The sequence below is a fragment of the Nonomuraea sp. ZG12 genome (genome assembly GCF_052068115.1).
Lineage (GTDB): Bacteria > Actinomycetota > Actinomycetes > Streptosporangiales > Streptosporangiaceae > Nonomuraea.
This window is the reverse complement of sequence record NZ_JBQHCW010000007.1, coordinates 1-15,205: the sequence shown is the minus strand read 5'-3', so window position 1 is coordinate 15,205 and position 15,205 is coordinate 1. Positions and strand designations below refer to the sequence as shown.

13 protein-coding genes are annotated in these 15,205 nt (G+C 70.1%); 4 read left to right on the top strand and 9 right to left on the bottom strand.

The window, feature by feature from the left end; translation table 11 throughout:
* Positions 1-83: 83 nt before the first annotated feature.
* Entirely contained in the window at positions 84-1,766 is a 1,683-nt protein-coding gene (locus tag ACTMTF_RS20700; RefSeq protein ID WP_441112159.1) for a glycoside hydrolase family 13 protein, read from the top strand.
* The gene (locus ACTMTF_RS20695; protein ID WP_441112158.1) at positions 1,763-3,031 is read left to right on the top strand and encodes a sulfatase family protein; all 1,269 of its coding nucleotides are present in this window, start codon (positions 1,763-1,765) and stop codon (positions 3,029-3,031) included. Before ACTMTF_RS20700 ends, ACTMTF_RS20695 begins: the two co-directional genes overlap by 4 nt.
* Positions 3,032-3,061: 30 nt before the next feature.
* On the opposite strand, the gene rph is transcribed toward ACTMTF_RS20695, so the two are convergent.
* The 8 genes from rph to ACTMTF_RS20655 all read right to left on the bottom strand — a co-directional run bounded on the left by rph (position 3,062) and on the right by ACTMTF_RS20655 (position 12,259).
* Positions 3,062-5,659, bottom strand: a complete 2,598-nt coding sequence (rph, locus tag ACTMTF_RS20690) for a rifamycin-inactivating phosphotransferase (RefSeq protein WP_441112157.1) — start codon at positions 5,657-5,659, stop codon at positions 3,062-3,064.
* 482 nt (positions 5,660-6,141) lie between these two features.
* On the bottom strand, positions 6,142-7,098 hold the full coding sequence (locus tag ACTMTF_RS20685) for an MFS transporter (protein WP_441112156.1): 957 nt from the start codon (positions 7,096-7,098) through the stop codon (positions 6,142-6,144).
* Positions 7,099-7,224: 126 nt separating this feature from the next.
* Complete coding sequence (locus tag ACTMTF_RS20680; RefSeq protein WP_441112155.1) at positions 7,225-7,800, bottom strand: TetR/AcrR family transcriptional regulator; 576 nt, start codon at positions 7,798-7,800, stop codon at positions 7,225-7,227.
* Positions 7,797-8,396, bottom strand: coding sequence for a sugar O-acetyltransferase (locus ACTMTF_RS20675; RefSeq protein WP_441112154.1), 600 nt, complete (start codon positions 8,394-8,396; stop codon positions 7,797-7,799). Before ACTMTF_RS20675 ends, ACTMTF_RS20680 begins: the two co-directional genes overlap by 4 nt.
* A gap of 182 nt (positions 8,397-8,578) precedes the next feature.
* Entirely contained in the window at positions 8,579-9,436 is an 858-nt protein-coding gene (locus tag ACTMTF_RS20670; protein ID WP_441112153.1) for an ABC transporter ATP-binding protein, read from the bottom strand.
* Positions 9,433-10,428 (bottom strand): FecCD family ABC transporter permease, encoded by a 996-nt coding sequence (locus tag ACTMTF_RS20665; protein WP_441112152.1) that lies wholly within the window; start codon positions 10,426-10,428, stop codon positions 9,433-9,435. The genes ACTMTF_RS20670 and ACTMTF_RS20665 overlap by 4 nt, the downstream gene beginning before the upstream one ends.
* Before the next feature lie 35 nt (positions 10,429-10,463).
* Positions 10,464-11,231: a class I SAM-dependent methyltransferase gene (locus ACTMTF_RS20660; RefSeq protein ID WP_441112151.1), complete on the bottom strand. Its 768-nt coding sequence runs from the start codon at positions 11,229-11,231 to the stop codon at positions 10,464-10,466.
* A 35-nt stretch (positions 11,232-11,266) separates the two neighbouring features.
* Positions 11,267-12,259 carry an ABC transporter substrate-binding protein gene (locus tag ACTMTF_RS20655; protein ID WP_441112150.1) on the bottom strand — a complete coding sequence of 331 codons (993 nt, stop codon included), beginning with the start codon at positions 12,257-12,259 and terminating at the stop codon, positions 11,267-11,269.
* Positions 12,260-12,471: 212 nt separating this feature from the next.
* Here ACTMTF_RS20655 and ACTMTF_RS20650 point away from each other — a divergent pair, with 212 nt between their 5' ends.
* Positions 12,472-13,494 (top strand): LLM class flavin-dependent oxidoreductase, encoded by a 1,023-nt coding sequence (locus tag ACTMTF_RS20650; RefSeq protein ID WP_441112149.1) that lies wholly within the window; start codon positions 12,472-12,474, stop codon positions 13,492-13,494.
* Between the two features lie 9 nt (positions 13,495-13,503).
* Here the strand turns inward: ACTMTF_RS20650 and ACTMTF_RS20645 are convergent, their stop codons facing one another.
* Positions 13,504-14,049 carry a phosphotransferase family protein gene (locus tag ACTMTF_RS20645; protein ID WP_441112485.1) on the bottom strand — a complete coding sequence of 182 codons (546 nt, stop codon included), beginning with the start codon at positions 14,047-14,049 and terminating at the stop codon, positions 13,504-13,506.
* A gap of 716 nt (positions 14,050-14,765) precedes the next feature.
* Here ACTMTF_RS20645 and ACTMTF_RS20640 point away from each other — a divergent pair.
* Positions 14,766-14,909 carry a hypothetical protein gene (locus ACTMTF_RS20640; protein ID WP_441112148.1) on the top strand — a complete coding sequence of 48 codons (144 nt, stop codon included), beginning with the start codon at positions 14,766-14,768 and terminating at the stop codon, positions 14,907-14,909.
* The last annotated feature ends 296 nt before the right edge of the window (positions 14,910-15,205 follow it).

The following is a 15,205-nucleotide window of genomic DNA, read 5'->3' as shown; positions in this document are numbered from 1 at the left end:
CCTCGCCAGGAAGCTTGATGAGGGCGCGGGAGGCACCGGCACTTCCGCGCCCCCGGTGACGACACGAGAGAGATTCTTCGAACATGGGTGATGACATGACCGCGACCCCGTGGTGGCAGGACGCGGTGATCTATCAGGTCTATATCCAGTCCTTCGCCGACGGTGACGCCGACGGAATCGGCGACATCGCCGGGCTGCGCAGCCGGGTCGGCTACCTGTCGGCGCTCGGGATCGACGCCATCTGGATCACCCCGTGGTATCGCTCGCCGCTGCACGACGCCGGATACGACGTTTCGGACTATCGCGCCATCCACCCCCGCTACGGGACCCTGAGTGAGGCGCGGGAGCTGATCCGTGAGTGCCACGCCGCGGGCCTCCGGGTCATCCTCGACATCGTCCCGAACCACACGTCCTCGGCGCACCCGTCGTTCGTCGAGGCGCTGCGTGCATCGCCTGGATCACCTGCGCGGTCCTGGTATCACTTCCGCGCCGGGCGCGACGGAGGGGACAGTCCACCCAACGACTGGCTGAGCGTGTTCGGCGGGTCCGCGTGGACCCGCGTCCAGGACGAGGACGAGTGGTACCTCCATCTGTTCGACGCCTCCCAGCCGGATCTCAATTGGGACAGCCAGGAAGTGCGCGCGGAGTTCGAGGACATCCTGCGCTTCTGGTTCGACCTGGGAGTCGACGGGTTCCGGATCGACGTGGCCACCGCCCTCATGAAGGCGCCCGGGCTGCCGGACCTGGGGTATCCGGACGGCGCGTTCCTGGCGGACCTCACCCGCCCGAACCACCCGCACCGCGACCGCGACGAGGTCCACGAGATCTACCGCAGCTGGCGGAAACTGGCCGACTCCTACGACCCGCCACGCATGTTCGTCGCCGAAGCGTGGGTCGACGACGCGGACCGGTTGTCGCGCTACGTCCGGCCCGACGAGCTGAACACCACGTTGAACCTGTTCTATCTGAAGTCCGCGTGGTCCCCTGCGAGCATGCGCACGGCCATCGACTCCTCGATCGCGGCCACGGCCTCGGTGGGCGCACCCACCACCTGGTCCCTGTCCAACCACGACGTCGAACGGGTCGTCACGCGATACGGCCGGGCCGACACCCGGCGCATCCCGGGCGTGTCCGGGCCGGAGCTGGGTCCGGTCGACGAGCGGCTCGGCCGGCGCCGGGCTCGTGCGGCGGCACTGCTGACGCTCGCGCTCCCCGGCAGCCCGTACATCTACCAGGGCGACGAGCTCGGGCTGGCGGACGCCCAGATTCCCCCGGCCGCTCGGCAGGACCCGATCTGGATCCGGTCGGGGGGCCGGCGCTGGGGGCGTGATGGCGCCCGGGTGCCGCTGCCCTGGACCACCGACGGCGGCTCGTACGGGTTCGGCGACGACGGCGCGTGGCTCCCTCAGCCCGCAGGATGGGGGAGTCACGCGGTAGAGGCACAGGACGGCGACGACACCTCGTTCCTGGAGCTGTACCGTCAGGCCCTCCGCCTGCGACGCACGCATCCGGCGTTGGGCGGTACGAACGCTGTGACCTGGCATGACGCGCCGCGTGACGACGTGCTGCTGTTCACCCGTTCGCCCGGTTTCGGCTGCGTCGTCAACTTCGGACCGGTCCCGGCGCCGATCCCACTCGACGGTCAGGTGCTGCTGGCCAGCGACGGCGCCGACTTCGACGGCCTGCTCGCTCCCTTCGGGGCGGTCTGGCTGGATCTCGATCACGCTACGGCCCGCACACGTCACGAGGAGCCGGGGGCACGATGAGCGACCAGTCGCCGACACGCATCCAGCCGAACATCGTCCTGGTGGTCATGGACGATCTCGGCTACGGCGACCTCGGGTGCACGGGGAACACGATCCTGCGCACCCCGCGCATCGACTCCATCGCCGCCGACGGGATCACCCTGCGCCACATGTACGCGGCCTCGGCGATATGCACCCCGTCGCGCGCGGCGCTGTTGACCGGACGGTATCCACAACGGGTCGGGCTGCCGCGAGTGCTGTCCCCCCGTGACGGCACCGGCCTGTCGTCCTGGGAGCACACCCTGCCGGAGATGCTCAGGGACGCCGGATACCGGACGGCGATGTTCGGCAAGTGGCATCTCGGCTGCCGGCCGGAGCACTACCCGACCAGGCACGGTTTCGACGAGTACGCCGGGCTGCTCTACAGCAACGACATGCATCCGGTCGAGCTGTTCGAGGGGGAGGAGATCTCTACCACCGACGTCGACCAGGCCACGCTCACCGGTGCTTACACCGATCAGGCCATCGACTTCATCGAGCGGCACGTCGACCAGCCGTTCTTCGTCTATCTCGCGCACACCATGCCGCACATCCCGCTCCACGTAGAGGAAGAGTTCCGCGGCCGGTCGGCCGGCGGCAGGTACGGCGACGTCGTCGAGAGCTTGGACCACCACATCGGACGGCTGCTCGGCAGGCTCGACGACCTGGGCTTGGCCGACGACACCCTGGTCATGGTGACCAGCGACAACGGGCCGTGGTTCGAGGGCAGCACTGGCGGGCTCCGCGGCACCAAGCTGCACACGTACGAGGGCGGGATCCGCGTCCCCTTCGTCGCCCGATGGCCGGGGCGGATCCCTGCCGACGCGGTGTCCGACGAGCCGGTGTGCCTGTTCGACCTGCTGCCGACGTTGGCCGCCCTGGTCGGCGGCACGGTGCCCCGGGACCGGCCGATCGACGGCGTGGACGTCTCTGAGGTCCTCGCCGGCCGATCGATCCCGGGACCGCGGCCGTTGTTCTTCTTCCACTGGTGGACGCTCAACGCCGTCCGATCGGGCCCGTGGAAGCTCCACCTCGACCGCTTCCCGCGCGACCCCAACCGGGCACACGGCATGGAGTTGCCTCAGCTGTTCAACCTGGAGATCGACCCTGCTGAGACCTACGACCTGAAGGACGGCCATCCGGACGTCCTGGAGCACCTCACCAGCCTGGCGACGGACTTCGCGGACGAGATCGCCGCCCAACGTCCGGCCGCCGAAGCCCGCGCGGCAGGCCGGGCGACAGCGTAGGGAGAACCGCCGGAAGTTGCGGATGGGTCTTCAGGGCAGGATCTCGACGTACCCGTCGGTTCCGTGCACGCGGATCCGCTGCCCGTCCCGGATCAGCCGGGTGGCCTGCTCCACACCCACGACGGCCGGCAAGCCGTACTCCCGCGCGATCACCGCGCCATGGGTCATCAGGCCGCCCACCTCCGTCACCAGGCCGGTGATCGCGACGAACAGGGGCGACCAGCTGGGATCGGTGTAGGCCGTGACCAGGATGTCCCCCGCCTCGAGATCGGCCTGGGCCATGTCCAGGATGACGCGGGCCCGCCCTTCGACGGTCCCGGCGGAAACCGGCAAACCGACCAGGGCACCGGCCGGTACGTCGTCGCGCCGGTACGCGCCGGCGACGGCCTCACCGTCCGAGGTGAGCACCCGGGGCGGCGTGAGCGCGTAGTACGACCGGAACGCGGCCTTGCGCTGCTGGATGAGCCGGTCATCCACTCGGTGCGAGCGCACGACGTCGTGGAGCTCCTGGAACGTGAGATAGAAGACGTCCTCCTCCTCGGGCAGCACGCCGGCCCGCACAAGGCGCTCGGCCTCCTCCAGCACGGCCTGCTTGTAGACGAAGTAGCGGCTGATGATGGCGTACTTCGGATACTCCCGGTAGCCGATGAAGGTCCGGACCCGGTCGATCATCCGCTTGGCCTCGTCGGCTTTCCGCTCCCCGTCCGGCAGGGCCCGCAGGCGTGACAGCACGTCCCGTTCCTTCTCCGCCGCCGCCTGCCGCCCTTGCTCGAAGCGCCGTTGGGCGGCGCCCGGCTCGAAGAGCTTGACGTTGTCGAGGATCACGGGCACGAGCGTGCTGGGGCGCTCGCTCCACCGCGGCCTCGTGATGTCGATCTCGCCGACGCAGCGCATGCCGTACCGGTCCAGGTAGGCGTTGATGGCGTCGCGCGCTTCGGTCCCGCCCGCGAGCTTGGGCAACTTCTCCAGGAAGCCTTCGTCCTCGACGGTCCGCAGGAACGCCACCACCTCCGGATGCGGCCGGATCACGTCCGCGACGTCGAGCAGCGCCAGCCCCATCTCCGACGTGACGTTGTCCGGGGCGGACAGCGTGAGCGTGTCGGCCGCGTTCTTCTCGCCCAGCCACTCCTGCAGCTTGTCGTTGAGCCACCAGGTGGCCTCCATCCCCGCCATGATCGCCTGGAAGTTCAGCGGATCCTTGAGGACTCGCTTCTGCTCCTCGAAGGCCTCCAGCAGGAAGTCGAACAGCGCCGGTCCGGTCTTCGTACGGATCTCGCGCCGCAGGGCGGCGACGGACGCCTCGCTGCGCTCGATCAGCCCGGTGACGATGGCCGGATCCGCCTCGATCGGGGCGGGCGCGCCGCCGGCCGGTGGGCCGCCGGGACCTCCGTCCCGGAGCGAAGGGACGAAGCCGTCGCGGTCGAGGACGGTCTCCAGCGCGTCCCTGATCAGCGGATCGGACCTCCCCGCCATCTCCAGGAGGCCGGCGCGGCTCGCGGGCGACGCCAGGTTCCGGGTGACGTCGACGAACAGCCTCCCGCCGGCCTCGTGCATCGCCACCATGGCCGTCAGCTGCCAGAAGGAGAGCCCCAGGGGCTTCATGGGGTCGGTCATCATCTGCTGATGACCGACGGAGACGTAGACGTGATCGCCCTGGTCGCCGGTCGCGGGGATGGGGAACAGCGTGGTGATCGGCCGGCTCTGAACGATCTGGAAGTCATCATCGACCAGGCACCATTCGATGTCCTGCGGGCGGCCGAAGTGCGCTTCGATCCGCCGCCCGAGCCGCACGAGCCGCACGGCCTGCGCGTCCGTCAACGCCGGCTGCTCCTGCCGCCGCGGGTCGATGGTCACTTCCCGCGTGCCGCCACCCGGCAGCGGGTGGATGGCACGCTTCTTGGCCGCGACCGCCTTGGCGACGATCTCGCCGTCTCGCACCCGGAACACGTCCGGGTTCACCAGACCGGAGACCAGGGCCTCGCCGAGGCCGAAGCCGGCGTCCACGGTGGCCACCTTCCGGTTGCCCGTGACGGGGTCGGCCGTGAACAGGACGCCGGACGCCTGCGGGAGGACCATCCGCTGCACGACCACGGCCATGTGGACCTTCCGGTGGTCGAAGCCGTTGCGCAGGCGGTAGGTCACGGCCCGCTCGGTGAACAGCGAGGCCCAGCACCGGCTGACATGGTGGAGGATCGCCGCCGGCCCCACGACGTTCAGGTACGTGTCCTGCTGGCCCGCGAAGGAGGCCGTCGGCAGGTCCTCCGCCGTCGCGCTCGATCGGACGGCGTAGGCGCCCTGGTCACCGAGCTGGGCGAGAGCGCGGGTGATCGCCGCCGCGAGGTCGCCCGGGACGGCGATCTCTTCGATGGTCCGGCGGATCTCGGCGCTGAGCGTGCGGATCGCCTCCCGGTCGTCCGGGTTCAGACGCGACAGCTGATCGAGCCGATCGCCGATCGACGGCGCTGCCGCCAGGATCCGCCGGAAGGCGTCCGTCGTCACGCAGAAGCCGGGCGGCACCCGGACGCCTTCGATCCGCGACAGCCCGCCCAGGTGCGCGCCCTTGCCGCCCACGACCGCGACCCGCGTCTCGTCGACCTCTCGCAGACCCAGTACGTACCGCTCGATCATCGGGACACCTCCGAGATAGCCATGCTCCGTCGCGACCGCGCCGCCAGTCCCATCACCGGCTCGACGCCACCACGTCCCCCACGCACGCCGTCGTGCCCCCTTCCGCAGGTTGCGGCCTCGGCCGACGATTCTGCGGTACGACCCGGGTCTTGCCGCAAGCCCCCCGCTGCGCTATACGTTGGGAGAGGCGGGAGAAGGTTTTCCTTCTGCCCATGTCGTCAGCTCGGGCTGACAAGCCTTCTGAGTGACGAAGCGGATGCCGCCCCCGTGCCTTCCGCCCGCGAGGAGTGGGCGCTCTACCGGAGCCAGAGAGCGCCGTCGTGCCGCTCGCGTTCGAGGCATCGGAGCCGGAGAACACCTTCGAGTTCGGCATCCACCGCATGCGCAGGCGTGGGCAAGAGGGGTACAAAGAGTATGACTGCCGCTGGGACAGCCCGTACTCGATGTTCTGGCTGAGGAAGTGACCGCGGCCGGCCCGGTGGTCAGGCCGGGGTACGGCTGACCAGGACGCGGGCGAGCACGATGGTGACGACGCCGGCCAGCACGACCGACAGCAGGCCGGCGCGCAGGCTGATGAGGTCGGCGATGAACCCGACCAGGAGTGGGGACAACAGGAAGCCGCCGCGCAGCAGCCAGCTGACGATGGTCAGGCCGGTGCCGGAGGGCAGGCCGGGCAGTTCGTCGGCGGCGTGCATGGCCGCCGGGACGAGGGTGGCGAAGCCGAGCCCGGCCAGGGTGAAGCCGGCCAGCGCGGCCGGGACGGACGGCATGGCGAGGGCGGCGCCCATGCCGGCGGCGGCCAGCACGCCTCCGGCGCGGGCCACCGTACGTTGTCCGAAACGGTTCACGACGCGGTCGCCGGACAGGCGGCCGATGGTCATGGCGGCCTGGAAGGCGACGACGGCCAAGCCGGCAGTTGCGGCGTCGGCGTGCAGCCCGGTGAGGTAGAGGGCGCCCCAGGACGCGCCGGCGTCCTCGACCAGCGCGCCGCACGCGGCCAGCACGCCGAGCGCGGCGAGCATCCGCACGGCAGCGCCGGTGAACCAGCGCCGGCCCGGCCGGGCGGGCGGAGCAGCGGGACGACCGTCGGCGGCGGCGAAATCCTGTGCTTCGGCGGCGCGTTCGGCGTCTTCCGGGCCCGGCAGCAGAAACCGGTAGGCGACGATGGCGACGATGCTGAACAGCGTCGCGGAGATGCCGAGATGGACGGCCAGGGGCAAGCGGAGCCCGGCGGCGGCCGAGCCCATCAGGCCGCCCAGCACGGCGCCGATGCTCCACACGCCGTGCAGCGAGTTGAGGATGGAGCGCCGGTAGAGCCGTTGCACGCGCAGGCCGTGGGCGTTCTGCGCGACGTCGACGACGGCGTCGAGCGCGCCCACGACGAACAGCGCACCGCCGAGGCGGCGCGGGCCCGGCGGGTGGGCACAGCGGGGGGGCACAGCGGGGGGCACAGCGGGGGGCACAGTGGGAGGCCCAGTGGGAGGCCCGGTGGGAGGCATGGCGACAGCGGACATCGGCTTTCCGATCACGGTGACAGAGCTGCGTGCGAGGGGCAGGAAGGAGTTTCAGCGCAGGAAGCGGTGGATGGCGTGGCGGATCTGCTCGGGCGTCATCGGGTCGGTCGACAGGGCGCTGTGCAGCACGAGACCTTCGATGAGCGCGTCCAGCTCCCGGGCGGTGGTGGCGTCGAAGTGACGCTCCAGCGCCTGGCGGCTGCGCGCCATCCAAGCCTGGGTGACGGCCCGCAGGGCCGGGTTGCGCGCGGCCGCCACGTACAGCTCGACGGACAGGACGAGATCGTCCTGGGAGCCGAGCAGGTCGTCGGCCACCAGCGTGATGACGGCTTCGATCGCCGCCTTCCGGTCGGGTGCGGCGGCGAGCCGTTCGTCGAAGACGCGGGCCACCGCCTCGGCGTGCCGGGTGAACGCCTCGGCCAGCACCTCCTCCAGCGAGCTGAAGTGGTAGGTCATCGAGCCCAGCGGCACGTCGGCGACGCGGGCGATCTCCCGGTGCGTCGTGGCGGCCACGCCACGCTCGACGATCACGGTCAGCGCGGCGTCGATCAGCCGGTCCCGCCGTCCCGGGTCGTGCCGGCGCGGCCGCCGCGGTGCGGGTGACTGTCCCGGGGTGGGATCGCTCATGCGGGGGCCGGCTCGGTACCCGGCCCGATCGTGCGGACCACCCGGGCGGGGTTGCCCACCGCCACGACGTTGGCCGGCAGATCGCGGGTGACCACGCCGCCGGCGCCGACCACGGTGTTGTCCCCGATCGTGACCCCGCCCAGGACGATCGCCCCGCTGCCCAGCCATACGTTGTCGCCGACGGTGATCGGCTCGGCCGCCTCCCACTTGGCCCGGCGCAGCTCGGGATCGACCGGATGGGTCGGTGTCAGGAGTTGCACGTTGGTGCCGATCTGCACGTCGTCGCCGACGGTGATCGGCGCGACGTCGAGGGCGACCAGGCCGTAGTTGGCGAAGGAACGGGCGCCGATGCGAAGATGGCGGCCGTAGTCGACCCGCAGCGGCGGCCGGATCTCGGTGCCCTCCCCGATCCCGCCCAGCAACTCGGTGAGCAGCCGGCGGCGTTCGATCGGATCGCGGGCCGACGACGCGTTGAACGCCTCCATCAGCTTCGCTGCGCCCAGCATGAGCTCGGCCAGCTCGGGGTCGTCGGCGAGGTACAGGTCGCCGGCGAGCATCCGGTCACGCATGGAGCGGCCATCCGCCTCAGACATCATGCGTACAAGTGTACATATCGCGCTTGCTGGCATGCGCCGCCCGGCGGGCTCGACGCCGCAGCGAGCGGCGATGCGGTCCAGGCAGTGCCTGGCGCCTCCACCCGCCGCCACCTGGTCACCAGCTTCGCCGGCGCGGTTTGCACCGGGGAGCTTTTCGGGAGCATGCCTTCTCTGAGGCAGCCTCACCGCGCCTTTCCCGGAGACGGGCCGCCGGCCTGCACACTGTGGACACCCGCGCCTGAGCCTGGCGCGTCGTCCCCGACGTGTGCGGGGAGGGACGGGCTCAGGAAACGAAGGATGGGACGGTCCGTGGCGGAGGTGGCGATCTCGGTCCGTACACGGTAGACGCGCTCCACCGTTTCCTCGGTGAGGACCTGCGCGGGAGGGCCCGCGGCGACGAGCCGCCCTTCGTGCAGCAGCAGGAGGTGGTCGCAGTACTGCGCGGCGAGGTTGAGATCGTGCAGGGCGGTGACGACGGTGACGGGAGTCGTGGCGAGCAGGTCCAGCAGGGCGAGCTGGTGGGCGATGTCGAGGTGGTTGGTGGGCTCGTCCAGCAGCAGTTCGGTGGGTTCCTGGGCGAGCGCGCGGGCGATGTTCACCCGCTGGCGCTCGCCACCGGAGAGGGTGGACCAGCGGCGGCGTTCCAGAGCGGCGACGCCGCACTGCCGCAGGGCGCGGCGGGCGTGCGACAGATCATCCGCGCCGGCGGAGGCCGCCAGACGGCGGCGGTGCGGGACACGTCCGAGCAGCACCACGTCGAGCACGGTCATCTCCACGTCGGTGCTCACCTCCTGCGCGGCCACCGCGAGGCGGCGGGCGACGTCCCGGCGCGGCAGGCGGTTCAGGTCGTGACCGTCCAGCAGGACCGTGCCGCCGTGCGGTCGTAACAGCCCGGCGAGCAGCCGCAGGAAGGTGGACTTGCCGGAGCCGTTCGGGCCGAGCAGTCCCGTGAGGCCGCCCGGCGGAATCTCGACCGTGACGCTGTCCACGATCGGCCTGCCCTGAGCCGTCCAGCTGACGTCGTGGGCGTGGATGGTCATGCCGGTGTCTCCTTTCGCCGCCGCATGATGAGCGCGAAGGCGGGCACGCCGATCAGTGCCGTCAGCACGCCGACGGGGATCTCGCGGGGGGCGAAGGCGGTGCGGGCGACGGTGTCGGCGGCGAGCAGGAACACACCGCCGTACAGGGCGCAGGCCGGAAGCAGCGCATGGTGCCGCCCGCCGGTGAGGGCGCGTACGGCATGCGGGACGATCAGGCCGACGAAGCCGATGGCGCCGCTCGCCGCGACCAGCACCGCCGTGGTGAGCGCGGTGACCGTGAAGAGGATCACCTCCGTCCTGGCCGGGGCGATGCCCAGCGACGCGGCGGCCTCCCTGCCGAAGGCGAACGCGTCCAGCGCGGAGGACGCCAGCCAGCATACGAGCAGCCCCGCCGTCGCGACGGCGGCGCACAGCGCCACGCTCGCCCAGCTCGCCGAGGCCAGCGAGCCCAGGAGCCAGAAGGTGATCCCACGGGTGCTCTGCGCGTCCGCCGCCCAGATCACGACCAGGCTGGTCAGGGCGCTGAACAGCTGCGAGACCACGACCCCGGCCAGCACCACCCGGACCGCGCTGCCGAACCCCCGGCCGATCATGGCCAGGACGCAGCAGAAGGCGAGCATGCTCCCGCCGAAGGCGCCCGTCGTCAGTGCCGTGACACCGGTGCCGAGCCCGAGGACGAGCACGGCCACGGCCCCGGTCGAGGCACCGGAGGAGATCCCCAGCAGGTACGGATCGGCCAGCGGGTTGCGGGTCAGCGCCTGCAGGACGGCCCCGCACACCGAGAGACCGGCTCCCACCAGCACGGCCAGCAGGACCCGGGGCAGGCGCAGCTCCCAGATGATGCCGTCGTCCAGCGGCGCGAGCGGCTCCACCGGCAGACCGGCGTGGACCGCGACCGTTCGGAGCACGTCGGTGGGAGACAGGCCGGCCGCCCCCACCACGGAGGCGGCCGCGATCGACAGCACCAGGAGCAGCAGGCCCCCGGCGATCATGAGAACGGTGCGGGGCCGTGGCGGAGTCCGTTCCGTCATCGCCTGGCGAAGACGACGTAGTCGTCGAGGTACTGCCAGGCGGTCCCCACCTCGGCGAAGCCGGCGGTACGCAGGGCGGCGAGGTGGAAGGCCAGCGGGGCCAGCGGCTGGGGCGGGCGGTCGGCGAAGCGCCGTTCGCGCTCGGCCAGCCGGTCGGCAAGGCCGGGCTGTCGCGCGACCAGGGTCCACCATTCGTCCCAGGTGCCGGCGCCGGCGGCGAAGGCCGCCTGCTGCACGTGCTCGTCGTGGCGAACCGACATCTCGGCGAGGGTGGGGTGCTCGGGCCCGAAGCGGAGGTGATCGGCGTTGAGCAGGACCGCGCCCGGCGGAAGGATCGCGGCCAGCTCGGTGTAGACGCCGAGCAACTGCTGGGGGGAGAGCCAGTGCAGCGCGGTCGAGGTCAGGACGGCGTCGAAGTGCCACTCGGTGAAGCGCCGGCTCCATCCGGGTTCGGCCAGGTCGGCGTCGACCACCGTGGCGCGTTCGCCGTACTCGCCGAGCACGGTCTCGGCGAGCCGGGCCAGCACGGGGTCGTAGTCGGTGGCGACGACACGGGAGCCGGGCAGGCGGGTCAGCACCCGGTCCGCGATCGAGCCCGGCCCGCAGGCCAGGTCCAGCACGGTCGGCTCGGCGGGGGAGTGCAGGCGGAGGACGTCCAGCATCGCCTCGAAGCGGTTCTCGCGGTAGGCGACGTAGGCGCTCTGCTGCTCCTCCCAGTGGGCCAGCAGGTCGCGCGGTGACAGGGAGGTCAAGGGGGCGGTCAAGGTGATGTCTCCAAGAGGTGGTGCTTGCGCGAGGTTCAGCCGTACAGGCGGGTCAGGCCCTTCCCGACCTGCTCGACGGCGGTGACGCTGCGGATGGACGGGTCCATGGAGGAGCCGGGGACGACGACGAAGCGGTCGTTCTTGACCGCTGTGAGCTTGGAGGCGACGGGGTCTTCGCGCAGGAAGCGCTTCTTGGCCTCGGCGCTGTCGCCGTCGCCGCCGCGGGTGAGGTCGGCGAGCACGATCACGTCGGGGTCGCGGGTGGCGATCTCCTCCCAGTTGCCCTCCGGCCATTGCTGCTTGACGTCGGCGAAGGCGTTGCGTGCTCCCAGCAGTTTGGTGATGGTGCCGGGCAGGCCGGTGTCTCCGGCGATGGCGGGGATCTTGGTGCCGGAGTAGTACCACATGACGTCGGCATCGAGGTCCTGTGGCACCGAACGCTCGGCCTCCTCCAGCCGCCGCCTCAGGTCGGTGACCACCGTCCGTCCCCGCTCCGGCACCCCGAAGACCGTGGCGATGTCGTTGATCTCCTTGAAGATCGCCTCGAACTCGGCCGTCGCGGGGATGAGCGCCCGATCTTCGCAGTCGTTGGACGACAGATACGCGGGAACGCGCAGCTTGGCGAGGTCCTGCCGGGATCCGGCGGCCTCGGGCGCGAAGGCCGAGGCTCGCATGGAGTAGATGAAGTCGGGCTTCTCGGCCAGGAGCGCCTCGCGGCCCGGGTACTGGGCCGAGAGCACGGGCACCTGGGAGTAGGGCTCCTTCAGTTCGGGCAGCACAGGGTCGGTCTGGTAGGCGGTGCCGGCCATGCGGTGGGCCAGCCCCAGGGCCAGCATGATCTCCGCGGCGTTCTGCTCCATGGCGATCGCCCGCCGCGGTGGGGCGGCGATCCGCAGCGGAATCCCGCAACTCGTCAGCCGGGCTTCCTGAGGTGCGGCGGCGGTGGTCTCCGCCGTACCGCTCCCGCATGCGGTGACCAAGGTCAGCAGACCGGCAACCACGCCCAATCGAATGGAAATGGTTTTCATGTCCGCAGACCCTAGCATCGCCGGAAACGCGGCTGCCAGGCGGCCCGTCTTCGACGACGTGGCTGCGACCAGAAGCGGTGACCAGGGCGGATCGGTGTTCACCCGGGCGGGTTCCACCGACCGCCACCGGTGGCGGCGAGGCCACCTCGTCCGGCGCCGCCTCCCGGCTGGATTCGCGGAATGTCCTTGACGCGAGGAAGGTTGAAGAGCATATGAAGAAGATCGGTTTTCTGAGCTTCGGGCATTGGTCGTCGTCGCCGTACTCGAAGGCACGCAACGCGTCCGACACCTTGCTGCAGTCGATCGAGCTGGCGGTGGCCGCCGAGGAGCTCGGTGCCGACGGCGCCTATTTCCGCGTCCACCACTTCGCCCAGCAGCTCGCGAGCCCGTTCCCGCTGCTGGCGGCCGTCGGCGCGCGGACGAGCCGGATCGAGATCGGCACGGGCGTCATCGACATGCGGTACGAGAACCCCCTCTACATGGCCGAGGACGCCGGCGCGGCCGACCTCATCGCGGGCGGGCGGCTTCAGCTCGGCATCAGCCGCGGATCACCCGAGCAGGTGATCGACGGCTGGCGCTACTTCGGCCACGAGCCGGCCGAGGGTGAGACCGACGCTGACCTGGCGCGCGGGCACGCGGAGACCTTCCTCAAGGTGCTGGAGGGCGAGGGGTTCGCTGAGCCGAACCCGCGGCCGATGTTCCCCAACCCGCCGGGGCTGCTGCGCCTCGAACCGCACTCGGAAGGGCTGCGGCAGCGGATCTGGTGGGGTTCCAGCTCGAACGCGACCGCGAAGTGGGCCGCCGGCCTGGGCATGCACCTCATGAGCTCGACCCTCAAGAACGACGAGAACGGCAAGCCGTTCCACGTGCAGCAGGCCGAGCAGATCGCGGCCTACCGGGAGGCGTGGAAGGAGGCCGGTCACGAGGGCGAACCGCGGGTGTCGGTGAGCCGTTCGATCATGCCGATCGTCAACGAGACGGACCGCGCGTACTTCGGTCACGAGCGCGTCAGCTCCGACCAGGTCGGCTTCATCGACGCCACCACCAGAGCCATCTTCGGGCGCACGTACGCCGCCGAGCCCGACGTGCTCGTCAAGGAGCTGGCCAGCGACGAGGCGATCGCCGCGGCCGACACGCTCCTGCTGACGGTGCCCAGCCAGCTCGGCGTGGACTACAACGCGCACCTGCTCTCATCGATCCTGACCCACGTCGCCCCCGCACTCGGCTGGCGCTGAGGGCGGCCGTCATTCTTTGTGACGAGCCACTGTCGATTCTTCGGAAGCGGCGGCCAGGATGTCCGTATATATACGTCGCGATGGGAGATCGGCCAGCACGCTTGTCAATTCCGATCGGGCGGTCTCTCGGTGCATGGGTTCGGCGTCGGTGTCCAGTCTGAGTCGCGCCTGAGCCGCGATGTAGTTGAGAAGCGTTGCCGCGTTCATGGCAAAAGCATGCTCACCTTCCAACACGGCGCGGACACCGGCCTGTCGATAGGCGGCGAGGGTTCGCGACACCCCGGCACGGTCTACGACGCCGTCTCGCACATGCCAGTCGTAGAGCACCGACGCCAGCTCTCGCTCCGGGTTTCCCGGACCGGCGTCATCCCAGTCGAGCAGCATCAGACCGGCACCGTCGACGAGCACGTTCGACGGTTGGACGTCCAGGTGACACATGATCCGCTCGTGCTCCGGTAGGGGCTTCACCAATGTCGCCAGATCGAGCATCGCCTGAAGGTTCTCACGGAAGAGTGGCGCCCAATCCTCGTCGGCTGCGGTCGCGGCGCGCGCGATCTCGTCCCATTCGCTCTCCTCCGGGACGACCTCGTACCAGGGATGGGATTCTCCCTGGACGGGGATGCGAGCCTGTGCAGTCGCCCCATCAAATCTCCGAGTTGGGCAGCCGTCGCCGGATCGTCGGGGTCCACATGCGCGCCCTCAAGCCAGGTGTAAAGCCGGACCGTCCTGCCGCCCAGGCTTTGGGGAAGGGTCTGCAGGTAATCGCCATCCAGGGCTCGGACGTTCGTCGGTGATCTGACTCCCGCTGATGCCGTCAGATCACGGAACGCCGCTTCTCTCCGGGCCGCTCCTTCGGCCATTTCCCAGTGGAATTCTTTCACGGCATATAGGTGTCCATCTACGGAATGCGCTGTAAGCGACAGCGTCGCCGTGGGGCTGATCGCACGATAAAGGTGCCTCTGATCTGGGAAGGCAGCCAAGTCCGCCCCTGCGCAGGGCGCCTTCCAGGGTCCGGCATCCGGATGGTTCGATCATGACAGCGGCAGCGATGCGGATTGGGCCACGCCGCCTGCACGTAGGCGCCTATTTTGTGAGGCAGGTGTTCCCGTTCTCAACGACGCGTGAATACTGGCATGAATTCCGTGAGGTGGCAGGTTCGGTTTGCGAGTACACAGACGCAGAACTGCTGGAGGGCCCGCCGGCCCACGGATACGCCGACGACCAGCGCTTGACTCCCCGCTCAAAACTCGGTTCCGTGCCGTGAGCCGGGGATGTCGCACGACCAGCAGCGTGGGTGGGGTCATCTCAAGGCGGTGTCGCTGCATCCGCTGTTCACCATCGCGTTGGGGGAAGTGTTCGTAGCGGAAGAGCCGCGGGTCGCCATCACCCTGCTGCGACGCCTCATCTGCGCGTGATCGGTGCCCTCCCTCTCCGGCAGCCGTGTGCATTTATGCGCACAACAAGTCAACCCAATCAGGCTTCGATGGATCGGAGTTACAGATACCTGACCGACGAACACCGGAGGTGGTGAATGTCGGATACCCGACACGCTTGTGGCGACTCTCCTTTGCGCTGCACTTGGATGGTGACCATTCCGGTTCATTGATGGGAGGAACCGCATGGGTTCGGTTCGTGTGGCCATTGTCGGTGTCGGCAACTGCGCGTCGTCGCTGGTCCAGGGCGTTCACTATTACAGGGACGCCGACCCGGC